Genomic DNA, 24,524 nt, shown 5'->3' on the forward strand with positions numbered 1-24,524 from the left:
CCGGACGGCGCGGGTCAGGGGCGGGCGTGCCGCCGTTCGACGGCGACCGCGCAGGCGGCCAGGGCGCCGAGCGCCGGTCCGGCCAGGGGCGGCAGCATCCAGGCGGCGACGGCCACGACCGCCAGCCCGCCGGCGAGCAGCAGCGAGCCGCCCGGATCGGTGCGGACGGCCCGGCGGACGGCGGTACGGCCGGTGCCGGACCAGCCGGCACCGGGCCGCCAGGCGGCTGCCGTCCGCAGCCCGGCGACCACCGCGGCCACCGCGACGGCGGCCGTGACGGTGCCGGCCGCGGCCGGCACTAGACCGCCGGGGAGCACCCCGGAGGAGACCACCCGCAGGTCGAAGGCGAGCAGCGCCAGGACCGCCCACCACAGCAGCGAGAACCGCCAGCCCTCGCGGACGGCCGTCCGCAGCCCGGCGCCGAACTCCCGCCACCCGGCCCGCTCGCCGTCCAGGTACCGCCGCAGGTGTCCGCAGGCCGCGGCGAACGCGGGCAGCGCGGTGACCAGCGGAAGCGAGGCGAGCAGCAGCCAGACGCCGGCGAGCAGGCACTCGGCGAAGAGGGCGAAGCGGCTCGTGAGGGGCCGCCGGCCCGCGGGGTCCGCAGTGTTCGCGGCGTTCATGGCGTTCATGGCGTCCGTCCCGCCCTCATCCCTTGAGTCCCGAGGTGGCCGCGCCCTCGACCAGGTGGCGCTGGAAGGCCAGGAAGAACAGCAGCACCGGCAGCAGGGCCGCCGTCGACATGGCGATCATGCCCCCGTAGTCGGCGAGGCTGTCCTGGTCCATGAACATCTTCAGGCCGAGCGAGACGGTGTACTTCTCGGGCTCGTTGAGGTAGATCAGCGGCCCCAGGAAGTCGTTCCAGGCCCAGATGAAGCTGAAGATGGCACTGGTGATCAGCGCGGGACGGCACAGCGGCAGCACGATGGCCCGGTAGGTGCGCCAGTGGCCGCAGCCGTCGATGCGGGCCGCCTCGTCCAGCTCCCTGGGGAGGGTGCGCATGAACTGCACCATCAGGAAGACGAAGAAGGCGTCCACCGCGAGGAACCTGCCCAGCAGCAGCGGCACGTAGGTGTTGACCAGCCCGAGCTTCTGGAACAGCACGTACTGGGGCACCAGCAGCACGTGGACGGGCAGCAGCAGGGTGCCGATCATCAGCGTGAACAGCAGGTCGCGGCCGGGGAAGCGGATGCGGGCGAAGGCGTACGCGGCCAGCGAGCAGGAGAGCAGCACCCCGGCCACCGACCCCGCCGCCACGAACAGGGAGTTGAGGAAGAAGGTCCCGATGCCGATGCCCGCGATGCCGTCGGCGAGCCGCGCGTAGTTGTCGGTGATCGGGTCGGTGGGAAGCAGGTCGAGGCTGCCCACGATCTCGTCGCCCGGCTTGAGGGAGGCGCCGATCACCCACACCACGGGGTAGAGCACGACGGCCAGGACGGCCAGGGCGCCCAGGTGCCACAGGGCCGGGCGCAGCCGGCGGCGCCACCCGGCGGCGGCACGGGCGGGACGGGCGGTTCCGGCGGACGTGCTCATCGGGCCCCCTCCTCGTAGTGCACCCAGCGGCGCTGGGACCGGAACAGCACGACGGTCACCACGGCGATCCCGGCCAGCAGCATCCACGCCATCGCCGAGGCGTAGCCCATGCGCAGGTTGGAGAAGCCCTGCTCGTACAGGTACCAGGTGTAGACCAGCAGCGAGTCGCCGGGACCGCCCGCGCGTCCGTTGCCGGTTCCGGCGATCACCAGCGCGGAGGTGAAGACCTGGAAGGAGTGGATGACCTCCAGCAGGAGGTTGAAGAAGACCACCGGGGAGATCATGGGCAGGGTGACGGAGCGGAACCGGCGCCAGGCGCCGGCGCCGTCCACCTCGGCCGCCTCGTACAGCTCCCGCGGCACCTGCTTGAGGCCGGCCAGGAAGATGACCATCGGGGCGCCGAACTGCCAGGCGGACAGGGCGATCAGGGTGGGCACCGACCAATCGGGGTCGCCGACCCAGCCGCCGCCGGACCAGCCGAACAGCCTCAGGGAGCGGTCCACGACCGCGTCGTCCTGGAACAGCGCCCGCCAGACGATGCCGATGCTCACGCTCGCCCCGATCAGCGAGGGGGCGTAGAACGCCGAGCGGTAGAAGCCCTGCCCCCTGCGGGGCCGCGCCAGCAGCAGCGCCACGCCGAGCGCGACCGCCAGCTTGAGCGGGGTGGCGATCAGCACGAACACCGAGGTGACCCGGACCGACTGCCACCAGCGGTCGTCGGAGAACATCTCGGAGAAGTTCGCCGGACCGACCCAGCGGGGCGAGTCGAAGAGGTTGTAGTCGGTGAACGCCAGGTAGAGCGAGACGAGCATCGGCCCCAGCGTCAGCAGCAGGATGCCGGCGCACCACGGGGAGAGGAACAGGTAGCCGGCCAGGGTCTCCCGCCGGGCCCGCCGCCGCGCGGCGGCGGGCCCGGCGGCGGGCGGGGCGGGGCGTCGGACGTTCCCGGCGGCCCGTCCTCCCTCCGCCGCGACCGGGGCGGGGGTGTCGGTACGCATCACGGAGGGTTCTCCTCGGGTCAGGAGCCGAGCGCGGTCTTCGCCTCGTCGAAGAACTGGGCGACTCCGTCGTCGACCGGGGTGGTGCCCTGGGCGATCGCGCCGTAGATGCTCAGGAAGGCGGCCTCGACGGTGTCGGCGCCGGCCGGGTGCGGCGTGATGGGCTCCAGGTGCTCGGCGACGCTCTTCTCGTACTCGGCGATCAGGGCGTCCGGGCCCTTGGGCCGGTACGCCTCGAACTGCGCCTCGGTCGGCAGCACGCCGCGGTTGTAGCCCATGATCCTGCCGACCTCGGGGTCGTTGACCATGAAGTCGATGAACCGGGCGACCTCCTCGGGGTGCTCGGTGCGGGCGGAGGCGCTGAGCATCAGCGAGGAGAGGTACTGCCCGGTCCTCTCGCCGTCCGTGGTCGGGACCGGTGCCAGGGCGAGCTCGGTGTCGGTCTCGGAGGTGTAGCGCACCAGGAAGTTGTCCCAGGTGAACTCGGCGGCCGACAGTCCCGCGCTGATCGGGGACTCCGGCTTGACCTGGTCGGACTTCTTGGCCGGGACGAGCAGTCCCGCCCTGTTGTCCCGGTAGTGGTCGCCCCACCACGTCCTCAGGTCGGCCTCGGTGAAGCCGAGGCCCTCCTCGGTGAAGAACGCCTTGCCCTGCTGGCGGAGGTACAGGTCGTACAGGTACATCACACCGGCGTTGTCGCTGGCGCCCCAGAAGTCCTTCCTCGTCCCGCTGATCCTCTCGACGGCCTCGTCGAAGTCCTCCCAGGTCCAGCCGGGCTCGGGGGTGACCCCGGCCTTCTCGAACGCCTCGACGTCGTAGACGAGCGCGAAGGTGTTGGCGCCCACCGGCACGCCCAGGAGCTTCCCGTCGACCTCGCCGGCCCTGCCCAGCCCCTGCCGGAAGCCGTCCAGGTCGAGGTTGCCGGCCCTCACCTGGGCGTCGAGGTCCAGGAGCAGGTTCTTCCGGCCGTACTTGCGCAGGAAGGCGTGGGAGTTCTGGAAGACGTCCGGCGGGTTCCCGCCCGCGGCCTGGGTGTTGAACTTCGTCCAGAAGTCGTTGTACTCCTGGAAGTCGGTCTTCACCTCGATGCCCGGGTGTTCCTTCTCGAACAGGTCGACGGTCCTGTTGATCAGGTCGGCCCGGTCCTGCGCTCCCCACCAGGAGTAGCGGATCGTCACCCGGCCGTTCCCGCCGTCACCTCCGCCACCGCAGCCGGAGGCGAGCAGCCCCAACGCGACCAGGCCCGCCCCCACCGCCCGGAGGCTTCCCGCCCCGCACCGTCGAGCACCCATGGCACGCCCCTCCCGGGCGGGTCCGTCTCGCCGCCCCGGTCGTTTGAAACGTTTTAGGCAAGCGCTTGCCCGGTCAACCTAGGGATGCCCGGCAGGGGCGTCAACGGTTCTGACGGAATTCGCCTCCGGGCATCGCGCGACGGGCGGCCGGACAGACGGAAAGCCGGGGTCCGGAAGAAGGCGCTGCGGCCTTCTTCCGGACCCCGGCTGTCGGTGGGCGATACTGGGATCGAACCAGTGACCTCTTCGGTGTGAACGAAGCGCTCTCCCGCTGAGCTAATCGCCCGGGTGCGCAGACAACATTACCGCATGTCAGCGACTGCTCGTGACCCCCCGGAGACTCCGGGCCCCGGGGAGTCACCGCCCCTCACCAGGCGACCTCCCACGGCATCACCAGCCCGTACCGCGCCAGGTAGAAGCCCACCAGGACCGCGGCGACGGCCACGCCGGAAGCCGTCAGCAGCATGTTGCGCCGCCGCACCTTCGGGTCGAGCGCACGCCTGGCCGCCTCGGACACCTTGCGCCGCGTCCAGCGCAGGACGATCTGCGCCCAGACGAACTCCGTCGCCCAGATCGCCAGCCCCGCGAAGACCACCAGCCAGCCCGGCCCGGGGAGGACGATCATCAGCGCCCCGGCGATCACGACGGCGAGCCCGACCAGGAAGACCCCCACCTGCCAGCTCAGATGGAGTGCCCGGGAGGACTTGACGAACTGCGGTGCCCGTGAACCGAGGGCCCGTTCCTTACTCTCGGTTTCCACCCGCACCACATTACCCGAGCACCCCTTTGCCCCCGCCCGGATGGCGGATACCCTCAAATCAGCATTCCTCCATCTGAATGATGTGAAGGACAACAAAAGGGGCAGAGGGGTTTACAACCGTCCCGTAGGTGGCATGTCGATTTCGCCGACGTGCGAATCCCCGAGCGCACACTGAGCGAAAGGCCCTGGCGCTTATGAACACCACGGTCAGCTGCGAGCTGCACCTGCGCCTCGTTGTATCGAGCGAGTCCTCCCTGCCTGTACCCGCGGGCCTGCGGTATGACACGGCCGACCCGTACGCCGTGCACGCCACCTTCCACACCGGCGCCGAGGAGACCGTCGAATGGGTCTTCGCCCGCGATCTCCTCGCAGAGGGCCTGCACCGTCCCACCGGGACGGGTGACGTCCGGGTGTGGCCGTCCCGCAGCCACGGTCAGGGCGTCGTCTGCATCGCTCTGAGCTCCCCGGAGGGCGAGGCGCTGCTGGAGGCCCCCGCGCGGGCCCTGGAGTCCTTCCTCAAGCGGACCGACGCCGCGGTGCCCCCGGGCACCGAGCACCGGCACTTCGACCTCGACACCGAGCTCTCCCACATCCTCGCGGAGAGCTGAGAACCGCCGGATGCCCCGCTGCCGTCCGACTCGGGGCGACGGCTCGGGGTCCGGCTCCGGCCGGCCAGCGACGGTGACGCCGCCGCCACACAGCAGCACCGTGGCGGCGGCGTCGGCGCGCCCGGAAACGGTTAGAGTCTCACCGCAGCGAGGCCCGTAGGGCCGCCGACGAGACCCCGGCCAGGGAGCGACGACCGTGCTGATCAACCACGACACCCGGTGCGCGCTCGACTGCGTTGTCGACCTGCTGAACACCGCCCCCGACGAGTACACGCCGGACACCCTCACGGACGTCGAGGCGCTGCGCGCCTTCGTCGACCGCAACGCCGTCAGCGGCGTGGGCACGCTGGACGAGACGGACCTGGCGGCCGTGCGGAGCGTGCGCGAACGGTTCGGCGAGGTGTTCGCCGCGCCCGACGCGCGCAGCGCGGCCCGGCTGGTGAACGCGCTGGTCGCCGCGGCCGGAACCACCCCGCAGCTCACCGACCACGACGGCTACGACTGGCACATCCACTACTTCGCGCCGGGCGCCTCCGTCGCCGACCACCTCGCGGCGGACGGGGGCATGGCCCTGGCCTTCCTGGTCGTCGCCGGGGAGCGCGAGCGGCTGCGCCGCTGTGCGGCCCCCGACTGCCGCCGCGCCTTCATCGACCTGTCCCGGAACCGCTCGCGCCGCTACTGCGACAGCCGCACCTGCGGCAACCGTCTGCACGTGGCCGCCTACCGGGCGCGGCAGCGCGAGTCCACCGGCGACTGACCGCGCCCGGCCGCTGCCGGGCCGCTGCCGGGCCGCGGGTAACGGGGCTCACAGCAGGAACAGGTCGTGCGCGGCGGCCAGGAAGACCAGTCCTCCGACGACGGCCAGGAAGAGCATCAGCGGGGGCTGGGAGAGGGCGAACAGGCAGCCGCGGGACTCTGGGAGTCCGGCGGGCAGTTCGGCGGGCGGCGGTTCGGACTGGGTGCTGGGGAGGCGCTCCCCGGTGGTGTGCTGCATCTCGCCGCGATGATGACGCAGGAGCGACCGCCGTACGGCCCCCAACACACTCACGGGGGAAGGCGGTTCACCGGATCCGGCGGTTCACCGGGGATTCGCCGGATTCAGATTCCGTGCTTCTTCAGGATCGCCTCGATGTCCGAGAAGTCGTCCGCGTCACCGGTGCCCGCGGCGGGCCGCCGCTCGCGGCCGCCGCCGTCCAGGGCGGGCTTCGACGCACCGGACTCCGCCGTGCGCCGTTCCCCGCCTCCGGGCCGGCCGCCCGCGCGGCGGCGCGACCGCGCCCCGGCCACCCGGCCCACCACGTAGAGCACCACCGCCGCGGCGAGGACGCCGAAGCCCGCCCACACCGTGGGGTCCAGTACCAGGCCCGAGGCCCAGGTCGCCACCGCTCCGCCCACCTCGCCGAACAGCTCCACCAGGCCGGACATCGCCAGCCCGACGGGCACCAGGGAGAGGGCCGCGATGCGGGTGGCGGCGGCGAAGCGGCGGCGCCAGGCCGTCAGGAAGGCGACGGCGAGGCCCGCCGCGGAGAGCGCGGCGCAGACGGTCGTGGTCAGCATCCATCCATCCTGCCTCGCTTCGCCCCGTATGTGCCACGCCTCACACCCCGGTTCGGGGAGAACTCCGGGGCGCCTCCTCCCCGGGGCCGATGCCCGGCTCCTCCCGCCCTCCCCCGAGGTGGCGGCGCCGGGACTGGGAGACTGTCCCCATGAACGACACCAGCCCCTCCCGTCCCGCCCGTCCCGTCCTGGACGTCTGGTGCGAGCTGCAGTGCCCCGACTGCCACCGGGCCATGGCCGACCTGCGCGCGCTGCGCGAGCGCTACGGCGACGCCCTGGAGATCCGGCTGCGCCACTTCCCCCTGGAGAAGCACCGCCACGCCTACGCCGCCGCGCAGGCGGCCGAGGAGGCGTACGCGCAGGGGCGCGGCGAGGAGTACGTCGAGGCGGTCCTGGCCCGCACGCGGGAGCTGGCCGAGCGCGGCGAGGAGCTGCTGCTGGAGGTCGCCCGGGAGCTGGGCCTGGACGCCGAGGAGCTGGACACCGCGCTGATCGACGGGCGGCACCTGCTGATCGTCGACGCCGACCAGGCCGAGGGCCGGGCGATCGGGGTCACCGGCACCCCGACCTATGTGATCGGCGGCCGGCGGCTGGACGGGGGGAAGAGCCAGGAGGGGCTGCGCGAGCGGATCGAGGAGATCGCCGACCGGCTGCTGGCCGGGGACGGGGACGGCGGGAGCCGCTAGAGCAGCGGCTTGCTCAGGTCGTGGGCGACCGGCCGGTAGCCGAGCGACTCGTACAGCCGCAGGGCCGGGGTGTTGGCGGTGAAGACGTTCAGGCCGAGCGTGCGCACCCCGGCCGCCAGGCACTCGCGCTCGGCGGCGAGCATCAGGGCGCGGCCGTGGCCCCGGCCGCGGTGCGCCGGGTCCACCTCGACCCGGACGACGTAGCCGCCGGGCAGCGGCGCGCCGGCCAGTACGAGCCAGAGCGTGCCGACGTCCGTCCCGTCGTGGACCAGGACGCGCAGGGCGGTGTCCGCCGTGTCCGGCCCGTGGGGCAGTCGTGCGGCGTGGCCGCGCTCGGAGTTCCTCTCGGCCCGCTCCGGCGGCATGCCCTCGTCGACCCACACCCGGACGTGCTCGGTGTGGCAGGCCGCCAGCCACGCCGGGTACTCAGCCGCGTCCATCGGACGCACCGCGCTGCCGGCGGGCAGCTCGGGGGGCGCGGAGAGCTCCTTGGTCAGGAACCGGTTGCGTTCGGTGTAGCCGAGCGCCGCGGCGAGCCGCAGGGCGGGACCGGCGGCCGCCGGAACGCTCACCTCCACCCGGCGGCAGCCCCAGCCGCGCAGCACCTCCTCGGCGGCGAGCGCGGCGACGGTGGCCCGGCCCCGGCGGCGGTCGGCCTCGTGGACGGTGAGCGCCTCGATGCGGCCGGCGGACGGGCCGAAGCGGTCGTCCGTGGCCAGCCGCACGCTGCCGGCGGGGCGGCCGTTGACGCAGATGTCGTAGGAGCGGGAGCGGGTGCCGTCCTCGGTCCGCCGCTCGGGTCCGGTGGGGCGCAGGGTCGTGGTCATCGCCTGGTTCCTACCCCCGCGGCCTCCCGGTGTCACCGGACCGGCCGGTCACCGGGCGGAGGGGCGTCGTCCGCTCACGGGTCGACGTCGGCCGCCGAGCGCTCCGCGAAGACCCGCATCGCCTCGGCGGTGACCGGTCCCGGGGCGGGCAGCTCGCGGTCGTCCACGCGGTGGACGGCCTGGACGTCGCGCAGGCTGGAGGTGAGGAAGACCTCCTCGGCCCGCGTCAGCACGTCCAGCGGCAGGTCGGTCTCCTTCGCCCCCACCCACTCCATCACCAGGGCGCGGGTGATCCCGGCCAGGCAGCCGGAGGCCAGCGGCGGGGTGTGCAGTTCGCCGTCGAGGACGACGAAGACGTTGGAGCCGGTGCCCTCGCACAGCAGCCCGACCGTGTTGCCGAACAGGGCCTCGGAGGCGCCGTGCCGGTGGGCGCGGGCGAGCGCGACGACGTTCTCGGCGTAGGAGGTGGTCTTCAGGCCGGTCAGCGCGCCGCGTTCGTTGCGGGTCCAGGGCACGGTGACCACGGCGGTGGTGTCGGGGCGCCGGCTCGCCCCGCCCAGGGCGACGACCAGGGTGGGCGGGGCGTCGCCGCGGTCGGAGCCGAGCGGCGACAGCCCGCCGGTGTAGGTGATCCGCAGCCGTCCCAGGGGCATGGGGTTGGCCTCGACGACGGCGGCACAGGCGCGGCGCACCTCCTCCAGGTCGGGCTCGGGCAGTCCCAGGCCCCGCGCGGAGAGGGCGAGCCGGTCCAGGTGGCGGGTGAGGGCGAAGGGCCGTCCGTCGACGGTCTTGACCGTCTCGAAGACCCCGTCGCCGACGGTCAGCCCGTGGTCGAGCACGGACACCCGTGCGCCGTCGGCGTCGCGCAGCTTCCCGTCCACCCAGATCAGCGTCATGCTGTTGCTCCTCCGGTCCTGCCTGTCGTACTCGTCGCACGGACCGCGCCGGCCGCGGAGACCGCCGTCCCGTACTCCCCCGACGCTACCGTGAGCAGCCGGGACGCCTTGAGCTCGGTCTCCTCCCACTCGCGCTCCGGGTCCGAACCCCAGGTGATCCCGGCGCCCGTGCCGAAGCGCAGCACCGGGCCGCCCGGCGCGTCGCGGTCGATCCAGAAGGTGCGGATGCCCACGGCCAGCTCGCCGGTGCCGCGGTCGGCGTCCACCCAGCCGATGCCCCCGCAGTACGGGCCGCGGGGGACGGTCTCCAGGGAGCGGATGATGCGCAGGGCGCTGGACTTGGGGGCTCCGGTGACCGAGCCGGGCGGGAAGGTGTGGGCCAGCAGGTCGGCCCAGCCCCTGCCCGGGGCCAGCTCGCCGCGGACGGTGGAGACGAGGTGGACGAGCCCGGGGTGGGGTTCCACGGCGCACAGCGCCGGGACGGTCACCGAGCCGGCGGCGCAGACCCGGCCGAGGTCGTTGCGGACCAGGTCGACGATCATCACGTTCTCGGCGTGGTCCTTCTCCAGCAGGTCCGCCGCGCTGCGGCCGGTGCCCTTGATCGGGCGGGACTCCACGGTGCGGCCGCGGCGGCGCAGGTACAGCTCGGGCGAGGCGGTGACGACCTCGACGCCGTGGGCGGGCAGGCGGACGGTGCCCGCGTGGGGGGCCGGGTTGCCGCGCGCCAGGAGCGCGGCCAACTGGTCGGGGTCGGCGGCGTCCGGGTCCGGCAGGGGCGCGGTGAGCACCCGGCAGAGGTTGGCCTGGTACACCTCGCCCGCCGCTATGTGCTCGCGTATGCGCCGCACACCCGCGGTGTAGGCGGCCCGGTCCAGGGAGGACGTCCAGGCGGTGGTCGCCGGTCCCCGCCAGCCGCCCGGCCGGGGCCGGGGCACGGCGGCGGGCCTGACGTCGCCGAACCGGGCGCAGACCAGGCGTCCTTCGAAGTCCGCGACCACCGCCCACCAGCCCGTGGAGTCCAGGGCGGTGGGATCGCCGGTGACGTCCCGCAGATCGGAGGCGACGAGGCTGCCGAAGCGTGCGATGGGGGCCGGATCGTGCACACGGCGAGTCTATGGCGGGCCCGCCGGGGAAACGGAATTTGAGCTGGACCGGGAATCCGCTAAAGTTCATGACGTCACCGGGCGCGTGAGCGACCGGGACGGCACCTCCCGGGCACCGGTCCGGGGGAGGCACTGCGGACGTAGCTCAGTTGGTAGAGCACCACCTTGCCAAGGTGGATGTCGCGAGTTCGAGTCTCGTCGTCCGCTCGATGGGGGTCTCCCGGCCCCCGCACTGGTGGAGTGGCCGAGAGGCGAGGCAACGGCCTGCAAAGCCGTCTACACGGGTTCAAATCCCGTCTCCACCTCGGACGATTAGCTCAGCGGGAGAGCGCTTCCCTGACACGGAAGAGGTCACTGGTTCAATCCCAGTATCGTCCACGGAAGGGCCCGTACCGGGTCCTTGTCCAGCGCGATTAGCTCAGCGGGAGAGCGCTTCCCTGACACGGAAGAGGTCACTGGTTCAATCCCAGTATCGCGCACGCGGCACAACCGCACAGCGGACGATTAGCTCAGCGGGAGAGCGCTTCCCTGACACGGAAGAGGTCACTGGTTCAATCCCAGTATCGTCCACACGAAAGGGCCGGAGCATCGCGCTCCGGCCCTTCGTCGTGCCGGCCCTTCGTCATGCCGGGGCCCGGGGCCGAGGGCTCAGGAGGAGAACAGCATCCGCGTGAAGCTCTTGTGGTGACCGCCGTGGTGGCCCCCGTGATGGCCGCCGTGGTGGCCGTGGTGGGCGGCGCCCCAGGCGGGTGCGGTCGGATAGGACTGGGCGGCCGGGCCCGGCGGCGGCGGGGCCGGCTGCGACCACTGCGTCTCCAGACGGGTGAGCGCCTCCAGCTCACCGTAGTCGAGGAAGACCCCCCGGCAGCCGCTGCACTGCTCGATCTGGACTCCGCTGCGGTTGTACGTGTGCATGGGCGCTCGGCACTTGGGACACTGCATCTGCGGCCTCGTCTCCGTGATCTCTGTGATCTGTGCGATCTCTTCGGTTCCCGCGGTCACCGCGGTCTGCGGGCCGGCTGTACGCCGCGCCGCGTCTTCCCCCTCCGGCCGGCCCGTCCGGCCACGACCAGCCTAGGGCTCACCGCCTCCCGGGGACCCCGCGATGCGGGAACAGGCGTCGACCAGTGCCTGCTCGACCTCGTCGGGAGGGCGTCCTTCCGCGGTGGCCCTGGTCAGGGCGCGGGCCGCGAGCTGGACGGTCAGTGCCCGCGCGGGCACGTCCAGCCACGGCCAGGGGTCCAGGGGGGCGCCGGCGGCGGCGCCGGGCAGGGCGGGGCCGCCCGCGCGCCGGTAGGCGTCCAGGAAGCGGCCGAAGGCGGCGGACGGGAGCAGCCCGGTGGCGAACCAGGCCGCGGGCCGGGCCAGGTCCCACGCCGGATCGCCCAGGCCCAGGTCGTCGACGTCGATGAGCCGCCAGGGTCCGCCGGGCGCCGGGTGCCGGACGAGCTGCCCCAGGTGGAAGTCGCCGTGGCAGAGGACGCCGGCGCGCGGCGGCGGAGCGGTGCCGCGGGCCCTGGCGGCCAGGGTGGACCAGGCCGCCTCCACGGCCCGGGCGGCGGCCGTGCGGCGGGCGCCGCGGCGCATCAGCTCCAGGGCGCGGGCCACGTTGGCGGGGCCGCGCATCGGCGGGAGCGGGCCGGGCAGCGCGGCGGTCGGCACGGCGTGCAGCCGGGCGACCAGCTCACCGGCCGCCTCCCAGGGCGCGGCTCCGGGGGCGTCGGGGTCGACGGGGGCGCCGTAGGGCCACAGGCTCACCGGGCGGCCGTCGGGCAGGGTGTCCAGCAGTGGCCGCTCCGGCGCCGGGCCGCGGCCGGGAGCGGCGGGGCCGGCGCCGGCCAGGGGGGCGAGCAGGACGTGGTGCAGCAGGGGGTGGGCGGCGACGCGCAGCCGGGCCGCGAGGAGATCCGGATCGCCGTCGGGGGCGTGCGCCTTGGCCACGACGCCTCCGCTGCGGACGACGGTGGTGCCGCTCCGCCGGGCGAGCACCACCGGCCCGGAGGCGGCGCCGGCAGCCCCGAACGCCGTGGCGCCGGCGGCGGCCGCCCGGTGCGCCAGGTGTGCGGTCAGCGATGGGCTCATGGCCTCCCCCGAGCCGTGGCCCGCCGGTGCGGGCCCTCCAGCGGATCGTACGGCCCGCGCCCGGTCCCCGGGCCGGGCGCGCGGGTGCCCCCGACGGCGCGATGCCCGGGCAGTTCCCCAACTGCCCGGGCCCCACGCCGTCCGCCGTACCCCCGTCCCCACGGGGTGAGTGTCCGGATGTCCCCGGCTCGGGCCGCTCTCCCGAGCCCGGGGCCCTGTGTCAGAGCCCCAGGAGTCCGGCCACGGACGACGCCTGTGTGACCACCGCCTCCACGCCGCCGAAGAGGACGGCGAGGAGGACGGCCAGCGGGATGACCATGGCGGCCGCCACCAGCGGGTGGCGGTGACCGCCCGGCCGGGCGCCGAGGGCGGAGAGTTCCGCCAGGCGTCCCTGCACCCGAGTCGCCGGACGCCCTGCTGTGTGCGCCATGGTTCCTCTCCTGTCATGATCTGGGGCGGCGGGCGTCTGACCTCGGGGGACGAGTGCTGCACCCGCCGCTTGACCTCAACACTAGGCGCGGCGCCGCTTTCTGGCGTCATGCCCGCGTACCGCCCCGGGGCCTCCCGCAGGATGACTCCGCGCGGCTCCGGGTACTCCCCAGGGTGGAGAACCGCCCCTGGCAGCCAGGGACTTCCCGGAGGGGACGCGCCCCGCGGCGGGCCGGCCCGGCGGGTCAGCGCGACGCCTCCGCGGTGCTGTCCTCACGCGGTATCGGGTGCTCCACCAGGGCCAGCACCCGGTTGGCCATGAAACGCGCGGTGCGCACGACCGAGCCGTTGCGGGTGACCTCGCTCACCTCCACCACTCCCCTGCGCACCTGCGTCTCCACCCTGCGGCCCGCACGCGTGGCCGCCATCTCGTAGGTACGGGTGGTGTCTCCGGCGTCCACCACGATCTCCACCCAGTCGCCCTTCATCGCGCACTCCCCCTTCCGCGGAGGCTTGTTGAGCGCCTCTGAACAGGACTTCTCCCGCGCCGGGCCCTCGCACACCCACCTTTCAAGTTTCCCACCCGGCACTGACAATCGCCCGGGCGCCGCGTGCGCGGCCTATCGGCGGTGAAGGGCCGCAGTCCGTAAGCTGTGGCACGTCAGAGGGACCGGGCAGTGTGAGGCCGGCCCGCCGGGGGCGGGGACGGGCCTCCCGGCCGGAGGCAGGGGAAGGACATGGCGATGATGCGGCTCCGACGCGAGGACCCGCGAGTCGTCGGCTCGTTCAGGCTCCACCGGCGGCTGGGCGCGGGCGGCATGGGCGTGGTGTACCTCGGGTCCGACCGGCGCGGGCAGCGGGTGGCCCTGAAGGTGATCCGACCGGATCTCGCGGAGGACCCGGAGTTCCGTTCGCGCTTCGCGCGCGAGGTGTCGGCCGCGCGGCGGATCCGCGGCGGCTGCACGGCCCGGCTGGTGGCGGCCGATCTGGAGGCCGACCGCCCGTGGTTCGCCACACAGTACGTGCCGGGTCCGTCACTGCACGACAAGGTGAACGAGGAGGGCCCGCTGCCCGTGGCGCAGGTCGCCTCGATCGGCGCGGCGCTGGCCGAGGGGCTGGTGGCGGTGCACGAGGCCGGTGTGGTGCACCGGGACCTCAAGCCGTCGAACATCCTGCTGTCGCCCAAGGGCCCGCGCATCATCGACTTCGGCATCGCCTGGGCGACGGGGGCCAGCACGCTCACCCACGTCGGCACGGCGGTGGGCTCGCCGGGCTTCCTCGCGCCCGAGCAGGTGCGGGGCGCCGCGGTGACCCCGGCGACGGACGTGTTCTCGCTGGGCGCGACGCTGGCGTACGCGGCGACCGCGGATTCGCCGTTCGGCCAGGGCAGTTCGGAAGTGATGCTGTACCGGGTGGTGCACGAGGAGCCGCAGCTGCACGGCGTGCACGCGGCGCTGGCGCCGCTGATCAGGGCCTGCCTGGCGAAGGACCCGGAGGACCGGCCGAGCACGCTGCAACTGTCGATGCGGCTCAGGGAGATCGCCGCCCGGGAGGCGCGCGGCCTGCCGGAGGGCGCCGCCACGGGAGTGGCCGTACGGCCGGCGGGGCGGCGCGCGGAGCAGTACGCGCGGCAGCGCACCGCGCGCGACGGCGACCGCGCTCCGGGGGGCCAGGGTTCTCCGGGGGCGTCGGGGCGTCAGGGGCCGGGCGCGGCGGGCGCGTCCCGGGGCTCCGTCCCGCGTACGCCCTCCCGCAACACCTCCCGGCCGGCCGCCGGCGCCGGGCGCGCGACGGGCGGCGGGCGGACTCCGGCGCGGCCGTCCGCTCCCCGGCGTCCCGCGCGTTCCGGCGGCGGCCCCCGGACGGGGTCGCGCCGGTCCGCGTCGAACCCGCACCTGCTGCGCCAGCGTCTGGTGGTGTTCGTGACGGTGACGCTGCTGGTCGCGCTGGGCATCGCGGCGGCCCAGGGCTGCCAGGGCCCGGCCCGCGGGCTGGGGGGCGCCGCGGACCCCGCCGGCACCGCCGTCCTCATGCCCCCGGCGGGCCCGCCGGACTCCGCGCGGTCGCCGTCCGGTTGACAGGCCGTCACGCAGTGCCGTTCACAGCGCGCCGAGCGCGGAGAGGACGGACAGGCACAGCGGGAGGGCCACGCCGAAGGCCCCGCCCGCGTGCAGGACGGCCTCGGGGAAGGATCTTCCCGTCGCGCCGGTGAGGATGCCCGCCACCAGGGCGACCAGGGCGGAGAACAGGACGGCCACCAGGACCCACAGGGCCCGGACCGTACGGGGGTGTGAGAGGTGCTGAGTGCTCATCGGTCGTCTTCCTTCCCTTCGGGAGGGCGGTCGGACCGGAACCTGAGCAACCTCGACCCGACCATCCTCTGGATGGGGCAAAGCTGAGGTCTGCACCCCCAGTACAGGCCTCGTGGTCATCGACATGAGCGGGCCGGGGCGGCTGCCTCCTCGCCGGCCGACCCGCCGACCGAGTGCTGGCCTGTCCACTTTATCACGGAGTGTCACCATATATGCGCTCTCCGGGAGGTGCCGGGCGCGGCGCGGCCCGCGGAGGGCGGCGCGCCGGCCCGGCCGGGACGCGCTATCCGTCCCCGGCTCTCCCTCCGGCCTCGGCCAGGGCGTAGAAGCCGACGGCGGCCGCGGCCGCGATGTTCAGGGAGTCGATCTCGTGCGCCATCGGAATCCTGACCCGCAGGTCCGCCGCGCCGAGGGCCCGGGAGGAGAGGCCGTGCCCCTCGGAGCCGAGCATGACCGCGCAGCGCCGGAGCACCTCCCGGGGGACCCGGCCCAGCGGCGTGGCGGCCGGATCGGGGGTCAGGGCCAGGAGGGGGTAACCGGCGTCCCGGACCGCCCGCAGACCGTGCGGCCAGTCCTCGACACGGGCGTAGGGGACGGAGAAGACGGCTCCCATGGAGACCTTCACGGAGCGCCGGTACAGGGGATCGGCGCAGTCCGGCGAGAGGAGGACGGCGTCGATCCCGAGGGCCGCGGCCGACCGGTACACGGCCCCGACGTTGGTGTGGTCCGTGATGCCCTCCAGGACGGCCACCTGCCGGGGCGCGCCCGCCAGCAGGTCCTCCGGCGCCGGCAGGGGCTTGCGGTGCATCGAGGCCAGGGCGCCGCGGTGGACGTGATAGCCCGTCACGCGCTCGGCCACCTCCGGGCTGACGGTGTAGACGGGCGCCCGGACCTCCTCGACGACGTCGCGCATCGCCTCGGCCCACCGGGGCGTCAGCAGCATCGACCGCATCGCGTAACCGGCCCGCAGGGCACGCCGGATGACCTTCTCGCCCTCGGCGATGAACAGCCCCTCCGCCGGTTCGCGCCGGCGCCTGAGCTGGACGTCGGTCAGGTCGGTGTAGTCGCTCAGGCGCGGGTCGCCGGGATCCTCGACGGTGATGCCGACGGCGCCGCCGTCCTTTGTCACGGGACGTCCCCGTTCACGCGCACATCCCTCCCGCGCCCTCGCCGCGTCCGCCGTCACCGGGGGCCGGGGCCGTCCGGGCCCACGCCGACCACCTCGCCGACGACGATCACCGCCGGCGGCCGTACGCCCTCCGCCCCGACCGCGTCCGCCACGGTCGCCAGGGTGGCGTCCACGCGGCGCTGGGCGGCCGTGGTGCCCTCCTGGACCACGGCGACGGGGGTGTCCGGGTCCCGTCCGTGCCCGATGAGCGTACGGGCGATGGCCCCGATGCGTTCCACGGCCATCAGCAGCACCAGGGTGCCGCGCAGCCGGGCCAGGGCCTCCCAGTCCACCAGCGAACGCGGGTCGTCGGGGGCCACATGGCCGCTGACGACGGTGAACTCGTGGGCCACCCCCCGGTGCGTGACCGGGATTCCGGCGGCGCCGGGCACGCTGACGGCGCTGGTGATGCCGGGCACCACGGTGACCGGTATCCCGGCCTCGGCCAGGGCCTGGGCCTCCTCCATGCCGCGCCCGAAGACGAAGGGGTCGCCGCCCTTGAGCCGTACGACGAACTTCCCCGCCTTGGCGTGTTCCATCAGGGCGTCGTTGATGGCCTCCTGGGCCATCGCGCGGCCGTAGGGGATCTTGGCCGCGTCGATCACCTCGACGTGCGGCGGCAGTTCGTCGAGCAGGTCGCGCGGGCCGAGCCGGTCGGCGATCACCACGTCCGCCTCGGCCAGCAGCCGGCGGCCGCGCACGGTGATCAGGTCCGGGTCGCCGGGGCCGCCGCCGACCAGGGCGACACCGGTGCGGCGGGCGCGGTGGCGCGGAGCGGTCAGGGTGCCGTCGCGCAGCCCCTCGACCACGGCGTCGCGCACGGCGGCCGAGCGGCGCGGGTCGCGGCCGGTCAGGACGGCGACGGTGACGCCCTCGCTGCGGCCGGTGGCCGGGGTCCAGGCGGTGGCGGCCTCGGCGTCGTCGCTGCGGACGCACCACACGCGGCGCTCCTCGGCCTCGGCGGAGGCGGCGGCGTTGGCGGCGGGGTCGTCGGTGGCGACGACCGCGTACCAGGCGCCGTCCAGGTCGCCGGGACGGTAGGCGCGGCGCTCCCAGCGCAGCTCGCCCGCCTCGGCCATGGCCTCCACCGAGGGGGTGGCCGAGGGGGCGATCAGCAGCACGTCGGCGCCCGCCGCCAGCAGCGCGGGCAGCCGCCGCTGGGCGACGGTGCCGCCGCCGAGGACGACCACGCGGCGCCCGGACAGGCGCAGTCCCACGGGGTAGGCGGGGTGCGCGGAGTGGTCGGACATGGCTGTGCGGCTCCTTGGGCGGTGACTCCCCCGGCCTGACGGCCGGGAGGTGCCCCCCGGCTGCTGCGGCGGTGGAGCGGCGGGGGTGGGACGACGGGGACGGAAGCGGGCCACGGGCAGCCTACGACGCGGTGCCCGTAGCCCGCTGTGCCGCGGGTCACCGGCGGGGCCCGGGCCCCGCCGGTGACCCGCGGACGGCGTGCGGTGGTGCGAGGACGGCGTACGGGCGCGTCAGCTCTTCTCGGTGACGCCCGCCGAGTCGAAGGTGGCGACCTCGTGCATGGCGCGGGCCGCGCTCTGCACCACGGGCAGGGCCAGCAGCGCGCCCGTGCCCTCACCGAGCCTCAGATCGAGGTCGATCAGCGGACGCAGGCCCAGCTTGGTCAGCGCGGCGACGTGGCCGGGCTCCGCGCTGCGGTGGCCCGCGATGCAGGCCGCCAGGGCCTCCGGGGCGATGGCCCGGGCGACCAGGGCCGCCGCGCCCGCGCTCACCCCGTCGAGGATGACGGGGGTGCGCAGCGAGGCGCCGCCGAGGATCAGCCCGGCGAGCGCGGCGTGCTCCAGCCCGCCGACGGCGGCCAGGACGCCGAGGGGGTCGGAGGCGTCGGGCTGGTGCAGCTCCAGGGCACGGCGCACGACATCGATCTTGTGGGCGTGCATCTCGTCGTTGACGCCGGTGCCGCGGCCGGTGACCTCGGCCGGGTCGGCACCGGTGAAGACGGAGATCAGCGCGGCGGAGACGGTGGTGTTGGCGATGCCCATCTCACCGGTGAGCAGCGCCTTGTTGCCCGCCGCCACCAGGTCGCGGGCGGTCTCGATGCCCACCTCGACCGCGCGCACCACCTCCTCGCGCGTGAGCGCGGGGCCGGTGGTGAAGTCCGCCGTGCCGGGCCGCACCTTGCGCGGGAGCAGACCTGGCATGTTGGGCAGGTCGCCCGCCACGCCCACGTCCACCACGCAGACCTCGGCGCCGACCTGGTTGGCGAAGGCGTTGCAGACCGCGCCGCCGGCGAGGAAGTTGGCGACCATCTGCGCCGTGACCTCCTGCGGCCAGGCGGTGACGCCCTGGGCGTGCACCCCGTGGTCGCCGGCGAAGACGGCGACGGCGGCGGGCTCGGGCACCGGCGGGGGACACTGCCGGGCCAGGCCGCTGAGCTGGGCGGAGATGATCTCCAGCATGCCGAGTGCGCCGGACGGCTTGGTCATCCGCTTCTGCCGCTCCCACGCCTCGCCGAGCGCCTTGGCGTCCAGCGGGCGGATGCCCCCCAGGGTCTCGGTGAGCAGGTCGTGCGGCTCCTCGGCGCCGGGCAGCACGCGGCGGCCGTAGGACTCCTCGTGGACGACCCACGACAGCGGGCGGCGCTTGGACCAGCCGGCCTGCACCAGCTCGGGCTCGTCCGGGAAGGCGTCCACGTACCCGATGCACAGGTACGCCACCACCTCCAGGTGCTCGGGGAGGCCGAGCACCCGGACCAGCTCGCGCTCGTCGAAGAAGCTGACCCAGCCCACGCCCAGGCCCTCGGCGCGGGCGGCGAGCCACAGGTTCTCCACGGCCAGCGCGGAGGAGTACGGCGCCATCTGCGGCTGGGTGTGCCGGCCGAGGGTGTGGCGGCCGCCGCGGGTGGGGTCGGCGGTGACGACGATGTTGACCGGGGTGTCGAGGATCGCCTCGACCTTCAGCTCCTTGAACTGCTTGGCGCGGGCCCGGGGCAGCGACCTGGCGTACGCCTCCCGCTGGCGCATGGCCAGCTCGTGCATCGTCCTGCGGGTCTCCTCGGACCGGATGATGACGAAGTCCCACGGCTGGGAGTGGCCGACGCTGGGGGCGGTGTGGGCCGCCTCCAGGACGCGCAGCAGCACCTCGTCCGGGATCGGGTCGGGGCGGAAGCCGTTGCGGATGTCGCGCCGCTCGCGCATGACGCGGTGCAGCGCCTCGCGCTCGGCCTCGCCGTAGGCGGGGGCCGGTCCGCGGTCGGGAGCCTCGGGGGCCTTCTCCGCGGGGGCTTCCTCCGCGGGGGCGGCCTGCTCGCCGTCGGTGGCCTGTTCGCCGTCGGCGGGCTGCTCGCCCTCCGCCTGCGGGGCGGATTCCGCCGGGGCCGGTGCCTCCGCCGTCGCCTGCGCGGGAGCGGCGCCGTCGGCCGGGGTGGCCGGCACCGCCTCCATCACCTGCGGTCCGGCGCCGGGCATCGCCGCCACGGCGAGCTGCCGGCCGGCGGTCGCGGCGGGCTGCTCACCGGCGTCGGCGGGCCCGGCCGTCCCCGGGGCGGGGGTGCCCTCGGCGTCGGCGGAGGTGTCGGCGGTGTCGGCAGGGGTGTCGGCAGTGTCGACGGGGGTTCCGTCGGCGGGGGTTCCGTCGGCGGGAGCGGCGGCCACCGGCTCCGCGGCGGGCTCGGCCGGGGCCTCGGCGGGCGCCTGCCGGGGGGCGGGCACGGGGACGGACTCCGCGGGCGCGCCCGCGTCCTCCTCCGGGACGGCCGCCGGGGCCGCGGACGCCTCGGGGGCCTCGGGCACGTCGCTCACCGGCGTGCCGCCCTCCGGGGCGCCGGAGGCGTCGGGACCGGGCGCCTGCCCGGCGGCCTGGGGCTCGGGGGCGACCGGGGCGGAAGGCTCGGCCACGGGCACCCCGGCCGCGGGCGTCTCCGCCACGGGGGCCGCAGGGGCCTCGGGGGCTGCGGGGGCCTCGGGGGCTGCGGGGGCCTCGGGAGCCTGGGGCTGCGGCTCGGTCTCCGGAACGGCGGGAGCCTGCTCCCCGACCGGCTCCTGCACCTGCTCCTGGGCCGGGGGCTGCTCCTGGGACACCTGCTCCTGGGCCGGCACAGGCTCCTGGTGCGGGGTCTCCGGGCCGGGCACCGCGGCGAGGTCGGGGCCGGACGGCGGCGGTCCGGCCGGCTGGCCGGCCACCTCGCCGGGAGCCTGCGCGGGCTCCTGGACCGGGGCCTGCGCCGGTTCCTGGACCGGGGCCTGCGGCCCCCAGGCGCCCGCTCCCACGGGCTCCTGCGGGAACGTGCCGAGCTGCGGCCCGGGCAGCACGGCCGGGTCCTGCTCCGGTGCCGGAGCCGCCGGCTCCTCGTGGGCCACGTCGAAGTACTCGGGGCCCCCGGTGGGCGGCCCCGGCTGCCGTACGGGCATCGGGTGCGCAGGCGTGGGCATCGGGCCCACCGGGATGGTCGGCCCGGCGGACGGGGCCGGGGCCGGACCGCGGTCGGCGAGCGTGCGCACCGTGCCGGACTGCTCGGGCACGGGCGGGCCCAGGTGCAGCGGACGGCGCGGGGCCTGGGTGGCCTGGGGCGCCTGGAGGTGGGCCGCCTGGGCGTCGGGAGTGCTTCCCGCCGGCGGCACGGACTGCGGTCCGGCCGGGGCGGCGGGCTGCGGTCCGTACTGCGCGGACGGCGCCGGGTGCGGCGCCGGACCCGCGTCGTAGCCGGCCGGAGCCGTCTCGTGCGGGCCCGGCGCGGGTGCGGGCTGCGCGGACGCCGCCGCCTCGCTCCACGCGCCCTGGGCACCGGGCAGCAGCAGGTCGTCCTCGTCGCCCGCCGTCACACCTCCGGCCGGACCCGCGAAGGTGTACGTGCCGGGAGCCGGTGCGACCGGCTGCTCCGGCTGTCCGCCTGCGTTCTCCGGCTGTCCCTCGACCGGGACCTGGCCGGTGTCAGTCATGCGTACCCCTCGCCCATCGGTAGTGCTCCTTCCAGCCCCAGCGGGTGCCGCGCCCTCCCGTTGCGGAACAACGAGCGTGGACACGGTGCGGTACGTACCCCCGCCTGAACCATCCGGACATTGACGGACGAAGCGTCAATCCCGGTGGCGGCACAACGATCCATCAGCCTACCCGGCACCGTGCGCCGGGGGAGCCGGGGGTGGACGACTGGCCCCGGTTGGTCACGGTTCTTCCCTGGACAGATCACATCCGGCGGCCGGCCAGCAGGAAGACGACCGATCGCTCCCGTTCCGTCCACGCCCCGGTGTCCAGTTCCACGGACTGCAGCAGCGCGCACTCCACGCGGTACCCGCCGTCCGCCAGCACCCGGCCGACGGCCTCGGCCTCGTCGCGGGTGAGGGCGTGCGTGACGATCCGTTCGGGCCTGCGGTCGGCGCACGCGGCGACCGTGCGCACTCCCCCGCCGCCGACGCGCACCAGGTCGGGCTCGGGCAGGTCCTCCAGGGCCAGGGGCGCGGTCCCCGGCACGATCTGGAGCTGGACCCCGAAGCGCCGTGCCGCGGCGGACATCCGGGCGCAGGCGGCGGCGTCGCGCTCGACGGCCAGGACGGCGGCGCCGAAGCGGGCGGCCTCCACGGCGAGGGCGCCGCTGCCCGCGCCGACGTCCCACAGCAGGTCGCCGGGCCGGGGTCCGAGCCGGGCGAGCTGGGCGGCGCGCAGGTGGGCCGGGTCCTGGTCCTCCGCGGGCGGCGCGGCGGGGTCGGCGGGGTCCTGCCCGGTGTACTCGGCGGTCGGCAGGGCCCAGCCGCGCACGGGGGGCGGGTAGTCGGGGTCGCGGCCGGCCAGCCAGCCGCCCCGGTCGGTGCCGGGTCCGGTGCCGGTGCCCGAACCGCCCACGACGATCACGATGTTGGGGTCGCGCCAGACGTGGTCGGCGACCTTGTCGGAGGTCAGGACGGTGACCTGCTCGCGGTCGGTGCCCAGGGCCTCGCAGATGACGAAGGTGCGGTGCACCCCCTCCAGCAGCAGGGCCAGTTCGGCGGGCCCGGCGCCGGGCGAGGTGAGGACGGCGACCTTGGGGTGCGCGCGGCAGACGTTGACGGCGCGGCGCAGCGTACGGGCGTGGGCGACGACGACCTGGGCGTCGTCCCAGGGCATCCCGGCCCGGGCGAAGGCGGCGGCCACGGAGGAGACCGCGGGGACGACCTCGACCTCCAGGCCGTACTCGGGCGCCCGCAGGGTGCGGACGACGCCGAAGAATCCGGGGTCCCCGTCGGCGAGGACCACCGCGGTGCCCCGGTGCCCGGCGATGCGGCGGGCGGCCAGCGAGACGCTGCCCAGGCGGATGCGTTCGGCGCCGGGCGGGACCTCGGGCAGGGCCAGGTGGTGGGCGGCGCCGGCGACGAGGGTGGCCGCGCCGAGGGCGGCCCGGGCGGCCTCGGTCAGCGGTGAGCCGTCCCACCCGATCACGGTGACACGGTCGGCCATCGGCGGGTCTCTCCTGGGCGCGTCGCGGGGCGGGGACGGGGCAGGGTCGGTCGGGACGTGCGGTGGCGGGGCGGGGGCGGCGGGATCGCCGCAGTGAGGTTACCGCGCCCGGTGCGTGCCGGTCCGTCAGGGGGCGGGCCGGACGGTCAGCGCCACTCCGGGTAGGAGGAGTAGCCGCCGGCGCCGGCCATCTCCCCGGGCGTCCCGTCCAGGTCCTCCGGCAGCAGGCTCCACACGATCAGGTCGGTGCGGACGTCGGTCCAGCCGCCGTCCTCGGTGCGGGTGCGGGCTATCCAGGCGTTGCGCAGCACGCCCTCGCTGACGCAGCCGATCTTCTGGGCGACCTGCTGGGAGGCGGTGTTGTCGGCGGGGGTGCGGATCTCCAGCCGCTCGAACTTCCGGTCGTGGAACAGCCATTGGGCCGCGGCCAGCACCGACTCGGCGGCGTACCCCTCGCCGCGCGCCCAGGGGGCGATCACGTACGCCGCCTCGGCGGACAGCACCCGCCAGTCGGTCTTCCGCAGGTGGACGGTGCCGACCAGGCGCTGGGTGAGGAACTCGGTGACGGCGAAGACGATGCCGCGTCCCTCCGTCCGTTCCGCGGGTGCCCCGCGGGTGATCCACTCCCGGGCGTCGTCCTCGGTGTAGGGGACGGGTACGGAGGTCCAGGCGGTGACCAGCTCGTCGTTCATCATCTCCGTGAACGCGGGGACGTCCGCCTCCTCGAGGGGACGCAGCACGAGCCGCTCCGTACTGATCGAGATCTCCGGGAAGATGGATGTCATGCGCCGCTCCAGCCTGAAGGGGTGGGGTGCCCAGCATGCAGCATCGTCGGGGCGGTGCGCAGCGCCGGGCCCCGGCCCCCCGAAGGGGCCGGGGCCCGGTGTGCCGGCCCGCGGGACGCGGGCGTCAGGAGGCGTCGGGGCCCGCGGCGGGGACGACCGAGCCGTGGTACTTCTTCTCGATGAACTCCGCGACCTCCTTGGATGTCAGCAGCTCCGCGAGCTTCTTCACCCGCGGGTCGTCCTCGTTCCCCTTCTTCACGGCGAGGAAGTTGGCGTACGGGTTGCCCTCCGCCTTCTCCAGGGCGAGGGCGTCCTTCGCGGGCTCCAGGTCGGCCTCGATGGCGTAGTTGCCGTTGATGACGGCGGCGTCCACGTCCTCCAGGGAGCGGGGCAGGGCGGCGGCCTCCAGCTCCTTGAACTTCAGGCCCTTGCGGTCGGCGATGTCGGAGAGGGTGGCGTCGTCCCCGGCGCCCTCCTTCAGCTCGATCAGGCCGTGGTCGTCCAGGAGCTTCAGGGCGCGGCCCTCGTTGGTGGTGTCGTTGGGCACCGCGACGGTGGAGCCGGCGGTGAGCTCCGACGCCTTCTTCAGGGTGGAGGAGTACAGGCCCAGCGGCTCCAGGTGCACGTCCACCACGGGCACGATGTGGGTGCCCTGCTTGGCGTTGAAGTCGTCCAGGTACGGCTTGTGCTGGAAGTAGTTGGCGTCGACCTCGCCGTTCTCGGTGGCGGTGTTGGGCAGGACGTAGTCGGTGAACTCCCTGACCTCCAGCTTCAGTCCCGCCTTCTTCGCCAGGTTGTCCCGGACGAAGCCGAGGATGTCGGCGTGCGGGGTCGGGGAGGCGGCGACGGTCAGCGGGGCGTCGGAGTCCGCCGGGCCGCCGGCGGCGGGGTCGGAGTCGGTGCCGCAGGCGGCCAGGCCGAGGGTGAGGGCGGCGGTGGCCGCGGCGGCGACGGTGGTCTTCAGGACGGTGCGCACGAAGAGTGCCTCTTTCCGTGTCTTTGGTGTCGCGGTGTTTTCCGTTGGCGCCGGACAAGGGGTCCGGCTTTTCGTGGGGGGTTCCCGTGGGGGTGTGGGGGGTTGCGTGGGGGGAG

25 protein-coding genes and 6 tRNA genes are annotated in these 24,524 nt (G+C 74.9%); 9 read left to right on the forward strand and 22 right to left on the reverse strand.

Annotated elements, in window-relative coordinates:
• Nucleotides 1-14: 14 nt before the first annotated feature.
• From VE546_RS05910 to VE546_RS05935, 6 genes are all read right to left on the reverse strand, one after another.
• Complete coding sequence (locus VE546_RS05910; RefSeq protein ID WP_324919284.1) at nucleotides 15-632, reverse strand: hypothetical protein; 618 nt, start codon at nucleotides 630-632, stop codon at nucleotides 15-17.
• A 16-nt stretch (nucleotides 633-648) separates the two neighbouring features.
• Nucleotides 649-1,533, reverse strand: a complete 885-nt coding sequence (locus tag VE546_RS05915; RefSeq protein WP_324919286.1) for a carbohydrate ABC transporter permease — start codon at nucleotides 1,531-1,533, stop codon at nucleotides 649-651.
• The gene (locus tag VE546_RS05920; RefSeq protein ID WP_324919288.1) at nucleotides 1,530-2,531 is read right to left on the reverse strand and encodes a sugar ABC transporter permease; all 1,002 of its coding nucleotides are present in this window, start codon (nucleotides 2,529-2,531) and stop codon (nucleotides 1,530-1,532) included. Before VE546_RS05920 ends, VE546_RS05915 begins: the two co-directional genes overlap by 4 nt.
• Before the next feature lie 20 nt (nucleotides 2,532-2,551).
• Nucleotides 2,552-3,823: a sugar ABC transporter substrate-binding protein gene (locus VE546_RS05925; RefSeq protein ID WP_324919289.1), complete on the reverse strand. Its 1,272-nt coding sequence runs from the start codon at nucleotides 3,821-3,823 to the stop codon at nucleotides 2,552-2,554.
• A 214-nt stretch (nucleotides 3,824-4,037) separates the two neighbouring features.
• Nucleotides 4,038-4,109 (reverse strand) — tRNA-Val (locus tag VE546_RS05930).
• Nucleotides 4,110-4,190: 81 nt separating this feature from the next.
• Complete coding sequence (locus VE546_RS05935; protein WP_414720412.1) at nucleotides 4,191-4,592, reverse strand: TIGR02611 family protein; 402 nt, start codon at nucleotides 4,590-4,592, stop codon at nucleotides 4,191-4,193.
• 185 nt (nucleotides 4,593-4,777) lie between these two features.
• Here VE546_RS05935 and VE546_RS05940 point away from each other — a divergent pair, with 185 nt between their 5' ends.
• Both VE546_RS05940 and VE546_RS05945 read left to right on the forward strand, forming a co-directional pair.
• Nucleotides 4,778-5,191: an SsgA family sporulation/cell division regulator gene (locus tag VE546_RS05940; protein ID WP_003959770.1), complete on the forward strand. Its 414-nt coding sequence runs from the start codon at nucleotides 4,778-4,780 to the stop codon at nucleotides 5,189-5,191.
• Nucleotides 5,192-5,387: 196 nt separating this feature from the next.
• Complete coding sequence (locus VE546_RS05945) at nucleotides 5,388-5,948, forward strand: CGNR zinc finger domain-containing protein (protein WP_324919293.1); 561 nt, start codon at nucleotides 5,388-5,390, stop codon at nucleotides 5,946-5,948.
• Nucleotides 5,949-5,996: 48 nt separating this feature from the next.
• Here VE546_RS05945 and VE546_RS05950 read toward each other — a convergent pair whose 3' ends face one another.
• A complete protein-coding gene (locus VE546_RS05950; protein WP_324919295.1) occupies nucleotides 5,997-6,185 on the reverse strand; it encodes a hypothetical protein in 189 nt (62 codons plus the stop codon).
• A 104-nt stretch (nucleotides 6,186-6,289) separates the two neighbouring features.
• Nucleotides 6,290-6,748, reverse strand: a complete 459-nt coding sequence (locus tag VE546_RS05955) for a hypothetical protein (RefSeq protein WP_324919297.1) — start codon at nucleotides 6,746-6,748, stop codon at nucleotides 6,290-6,292.
• Between the two features lie 149 nt (nucleotides 6,749-6,897).
• Here VE546_RS05955 and VE546_RS05960 point away from each other — a divergent pair, with 149 nt between their 5' ends.
• Nucleotides 6,898-7,434 carry a DsbA family protein gene (locus VE546_RS05960; RefSeq protein WP_324919299.1) on the forward strand — a complete coding sequence of 179 codons (537 nt, stop codon included), beginning with the start codon at nucleotides 6,898-6,900 and terminating at the stop codon, nucleotides 7,432-7,434.
• On the opposite strand, the gene VE546_RS05965 is transcribed toward VE546_RS05960, so the two are convergent.
• The 3 genes from VE546_RS05965 to VE546_RS05975 all read right to left on the reverse strand — a co-directional run bounded on the left by VE546_RS05965 (nucleotide 7,431) and on the right by VE546_RS05975 (nucleotide 10,260).
• Complete coding sequence (locus tag VE546_RS05965) at nucleotides 7,431-8,261, reverse strand: GNAT family N-acetyltransferase (protein WP_324919301.1); 831 nt, start codon at nucleotides 8,259-8,261, stop codon at nucleotides 7,431-7,433. The genes VE546_RS05960 and VE546_RS05965 overlap by 4 nt on opposite strands.
• A gap of 74 nt (nucleotides 8,262-8,335) precedes the next feature.
• On the reverse strand, nucleotides 8,336-9,157 hold the full coding sequence (locus tag VE546_RS05970) for an aminodeoxychorismate lyase (protein WP_324919303.1): 822 nt from the start codon (nucleotides 9,155-9,157) through the stop codon (nucleotides 8,336-8,338).
• Nucleotides 9,154-10,260, reverse strand: coding sequence for a chorismate-binding protein (locus VE546_RS05975; protein ID WP_324919304.1), 1,107 nt, complete (start codon nucleotides 10,258-10,260; stop codon nucleotides 9,154-9,156). Before VE546_RS05975 ends, VE546_RS05970 begins: the two co-directional genes overlap by 4 nt.
• 134 nt (nucleotides 10,261-10,394) lie before the next feature.
• Here VE546_RS05975 and VE546_RS05980 point away from each other — a divergent pair.
• The 5 genes from VE546_RS05980 to VE546_RS06000 all read left to right on the forward strand — a co-directional run bounded on the left by VE546_RS05980 (nucleotide 10,395) and on the right by VE546_RS06000 (nucleotide 10,830).
• A tRNA-Gly gene (locus VE546_RS05980) sits at nucleotides 10,395-10,467 on the forward strand.
• A 27-nt stretch (nucleotides 10,468-10,494) separates the two neighbouring features.
• Nucleotides 10,495-10,565 (forward strand) — tRNA-Cys (locus VE546_RS05985).
• A gap of 1 nt (nucleotide 10,566) precedes the next feature.
• Nucleotides 10,567-10,638: transfer RNA gene (locus VE546_RS05990), tRNA-Val, on the forward strand.
• A gap of 29 nt (nucleotides 10,639-10,667) precedes the next feature.
• Nucleotides 10,668-10,739, forward strand: a tRNA-Val gene (locus tag VE546_RS05995).
• Nucleotides 10,740-10,758: 19 nt separating this feature from the next.
• Nucleotides 10,759-10,830, forward strand: a tRNA-Val gene (locus VE546_RS06000).
• 78 nt (nucleotides 10,831-10,908) lie between these two features.
• Here VE546_RS06000 and VE546_RS06005 read toward each other — a convergent pair.
• The 4 genes from VE546_RS06005 to VE546_RS06020 all read right to left on the reverse strand — a co-directional run bounded on the left by VE546_RS06005 (nucleotide 10,909) and on the right by VE546_RS06020 (nucleotide 13,259).
• The gene (locus tag VE546_RS06005) at nucleotides 10,909-11,202 is read right to left on the reverse strand and encodes a zf-TFIIB domain-containing protein (RefSeq protein WP_324919306.1); all 294 of its coding nucleotides are present in this window, start codon (nucleotides 11,200-11,202) and stop codon (nucleotides 10,909-10,911) included.
• Nucleotides 11,203-11,334: 132 nt separating this feature from the next.
• Nucleotides 11,335-12,342: an aminoglycoside phosphotransferase family protein gene (locus tag VE546_RS06010; protein WP_324919308.1), complete on the reverse strand. Its 1,008-nt coding sequence runs from the start codon at nucleotides 12,340-12,342 to the stop codon at nucleotides 11,335-11,337.
• 220 nt (nucleotides 12,343-12,562) lie between these two features.
• Complete coding sequence (locus VE546_RS06015) at nucleotides 12,563-12,772, reverse strand: hypothetical protein (protein ID WP_324919310.1); 210 nt, start codon at nucleotides 12,770-12,772, stop codon at nucleotides 12,563-12,565.
• 244 nt (nucleotides 12,773-13,016) lie between these two features.
• The gene (locus tag VE546_RS06020) at nucleotides 13,017-13,259 is read right to left on the reverse strand and encodes a hypothetical protein (protein WP_324919312.1); all 243 of its coding nucleotides are present in this window, start codon (nucleotides 13,257-13,259) and stop codon (nucleotides 13,017-13,019) included.
• A gap of 249 nt (nucleotides 13,260-13,508) precedes the next feature.
• Here VE546_RS06020 and VE546_RS06025 point away from each other — a divergent pair, with 249 nt between their 5' ends.
• Nucleotides 13,509-14,849 carry a serine/threonine-protein kinase gene (locus tag VE546_RS06025; protein WP_324919314.1) on the forward strand — a complete coding sequence of 447 codons (1,341 nt, stop codon included), beginning with the start codon at nucleotides 13,509-13,511 and terminating at the stop codon, nucleotides 14,847-14,849.
• 21 nt (nucleotides 14,850-14,870) lie between these two features.
• Here VE546_RS06025 and VE546_RS06030 read toward each other — a convergent pair whose 3' ends face one another.
• The 7 genes from VE546_RS06030 to VE546_RS06060 form a co-directional block, all read right to left on the reverse strand.
• A complete protein-coding gene (locus VE546_RS06030) occupies nucleotides 14,871-15,083 on the reverse strand; it encodes a hypothetical protein (RefSeq protein WP_324919316.1) in 213 nt (70 codons plus the stop codon).
• Between the two features lie 283 nt (nucleotides 15,084-15,366).
• Complete coding sequence (locus tag VE546_RS06035; protein WP_324919318.1) at nucleotides 15,367-16,212, reverse strand: RNA methyltransferase; 846 nt, start codon at nucleotides 16,210-16,212, stop codon at nucleotides 15,367-15,369.
• Nucleotides 16,213-16,265: 53 nt separating this feature from the next.
• On the reverse strand, nucleotides 16,266-17,501 hold the full coding sequence (cobA, locus tag VE546_RS06040) for a uroporphyrinogen-III C-methyltransferase (protein WP_324919320.1): 1,236 nt from the start codon (nucleotides 17,499-17,501) through the stop codon (nucleotides 16,266-16,268).
• 231 nt (nucleotides 17,502-17,732) lie between these two features.
• Nucleotides 17,733-21,158: a nicotinate-nucleotide--dimethylbenzimidazole phosphoribosyltransferase gene (gene cobT / locus VE546_RS06045; protein WP_324919322.1), complete on the reverse strand. Its 3,426-nt coding sequence runs from the start codon at nucleotides 21,156-21,158 to the stop codon at nucleotides 17,733-17,735.
• A 244-nt stretch (nucleotides 21,159-21,402) separates the two neighbouring features.
• A complete protein-coding gene (gene cbiE / locus VE546_RS06050) occupies nucleotides 21,403-22,647 on the reverse strand; it encodes a precorrin-6y C5,15-methyltransferase (decarboxylating) subunit CbiE (RefSeq protein ID WP_324919324.1) in 1,245 nt (414 codons plus the stop codon).
• A gap of 146 nt (nucleotides 22,648-22,793) precedes the next feature.
• Nucleotides 22,794-23,432 (reverse strand): GNAT family N-acetyltransferase, encoded by a 639-nt coding sequence (locus VE546_RS06055; RefSeq protein WP_324919326.1) that lies wholly within the window; start codon nucleotides 23,430-23,432, stop codon nucleotides 22,794-22,796.
• 124 nt (nucleotides 23,433-23,556) lie between these two features.
• On the reverse strand, nucleotides 23,557-24,408 hold the full coding sequence (locus VE546_RS06060; protein ID WP_324919328.1) for a MetQ/NlpA family ABC transporter substrate-binding protein: 852 nt from the start codon (nucleotides 24,406-24,408) through the stop codon (nucleotides 23,557-23,559).
• Between the last annotated feature and the right edge of the window lie 116 nt (nucleotides 24,409-24,524).

Source organism: Streptomyces sp. (genome assembly GCF_035644915.1).
GTDB lineage: Bacteria > Actinomycetota > Actinomycetes > Streptomycetales > Streptomycetaceae > Streptomyces.

Excerpts from the sequence above, each read along its gene's own strand:
- VE546_RS05910 (WP_324919284.1), bottom strand. The coding sequence starts at position 632 with ATGAACGCCATGAACGCCGCGAACACTGCGGACCCCGCGGGCCGGCGG.
- VE546_RS05915 (WP_324919286.1), bottom strand. The coding sequence starts at position 1,533 with ATGAGCACGTCCGCCGGAACCGCCCGTCCCGCCCGTGCCGCCGCCGGG.
- VE546_RS05920 (WP_324919288.1), bottom strand. The coding sequence starts at position 2,531 with ATGCGTACCGACACCCCCGCCCCGGTCGCGGCGGAGGGAGGACGGGCC.
- VE546_RS05925 (WP_324919289.1), bottom strand. The coding sequence starts at position 3,823 with ATGGGTGCTCGACGGTGCGGGGCGGGAAGCCTCCGGGCGGTGGGGGCG.
- VE546_RS05940 (WP_003959770.1), top strand. The coding sequence starts at position 4,778 with ATGAACACCACGGTCAGCTGCGAGCTGCACCTGCGCCTCGTTGTATCG.
- VE546_RS05950 (WP_324919295.1), bottom strand. The coding sequence starts at position 6,185 with ATGCAGCACACCACCGGGGAGCGCCTCCCCAGCACCCAGTCCGAACCG.
- VE546_RS05955 (WP_324919297.1), bottom strand. The coding sequence starts at position 6,748 with ATGCTGACCACGACCGTCTGCGCCGCGCTCTCCGCGGCGGGCCTCGCC.
- VE546_RS05960 (WP_324919299.1), top strand. The coding sequence starts at position 6,898 with ATGAACGACACCAGCCCCTCCCGTCCCGCCCGTCCCGTCCTGGACGTC.
- VE546_RS05965 (WP_324919301.1), bottom strand. The coding sequence starts at position 8,261 with ATGACCACGACCCTGCGCCCCACCGGACCCGAGCGGCGGACCGAGGAC.
- VE546_RS05970 (WP_324919303.1), bottom strand. The coding sequence starts at position 9,157 with ATGACGCTGATCTGGGTGGACGGGAAGCTGCGCGACGCCGACGGCGCA.
- VE546_RS06005 (WP_324919306.1), bottom strand. The coding sequence starts at position 11,202 with ATGCAGTGTCCCAAGTGCCGAGCGCCCATGCACACGTACAACCGCAGC.
- VE546_RS06010 (WP_324919308.1), bottom strand. The coding sequence starts at position 12,342 with ATGAGCCCATCGCTGACCGCACACCTGGCGCACCGGGCGGCCGCCGCC.
- VE546_RS06015 (WP_324919310.1), bottom strand. The coding sequence starts at position 12,772 with ATGGCGCACACAGCAGGGCGTCCGGCGACTCGGGTGCAGGGACGCCTG.
- VE546_RS06020 (WP_324919312.1), bottom strand. The coding sequence starts at position 13,259 with ATGAAGGGCGACTGGGTGGAGATCGTGGTGGACGCCGGAGACACCACC.
- VE546_RS06025 (WP_324919314.1), top strand. The coding sequence starts at position 13,509 with ATGGCGATGATGCGGCTCCGACGCGAGGACCCGCGAGTCGTCGGCTCG.
- VE546_RS06030 (WP_324919316.1), bottom strand. The coding sequence starts at position 15,083 with ATGAGCACTCAGCACCTCTCACACCCCCGTACGGTCCGGGCCCTGTGG.
- cobA (WP_324919320.1), bottom strand. The coding sequence starts at position 17,501 with ATGTCCGACCACTCCGCGCACCCCGCCTACCCCGTGGGACTGCGCCTG.
- cobT (WP_324919322.1), bottom strand. The coding sequence starts at position 21,158 with ATGACTGACACCGGCCAGGTCCCGGTCGAGGGACAGCCGGAGAACGCA.
- cbiE (WP_324919324.1), bottom strand. The coding sequence starts at position 22,647 with ATGGCCGACCGTGTCACCGTGATCGGGTGGGACGGCTCACCGCTGACC.
- VE546_RS06055 (WP_324919326.1), bottom strand. The coding sequence starts at position 23,432 with ATGACATCCATCTTCCCGGAGATCTCGATCAGTACGGAGCGGCTCGTG.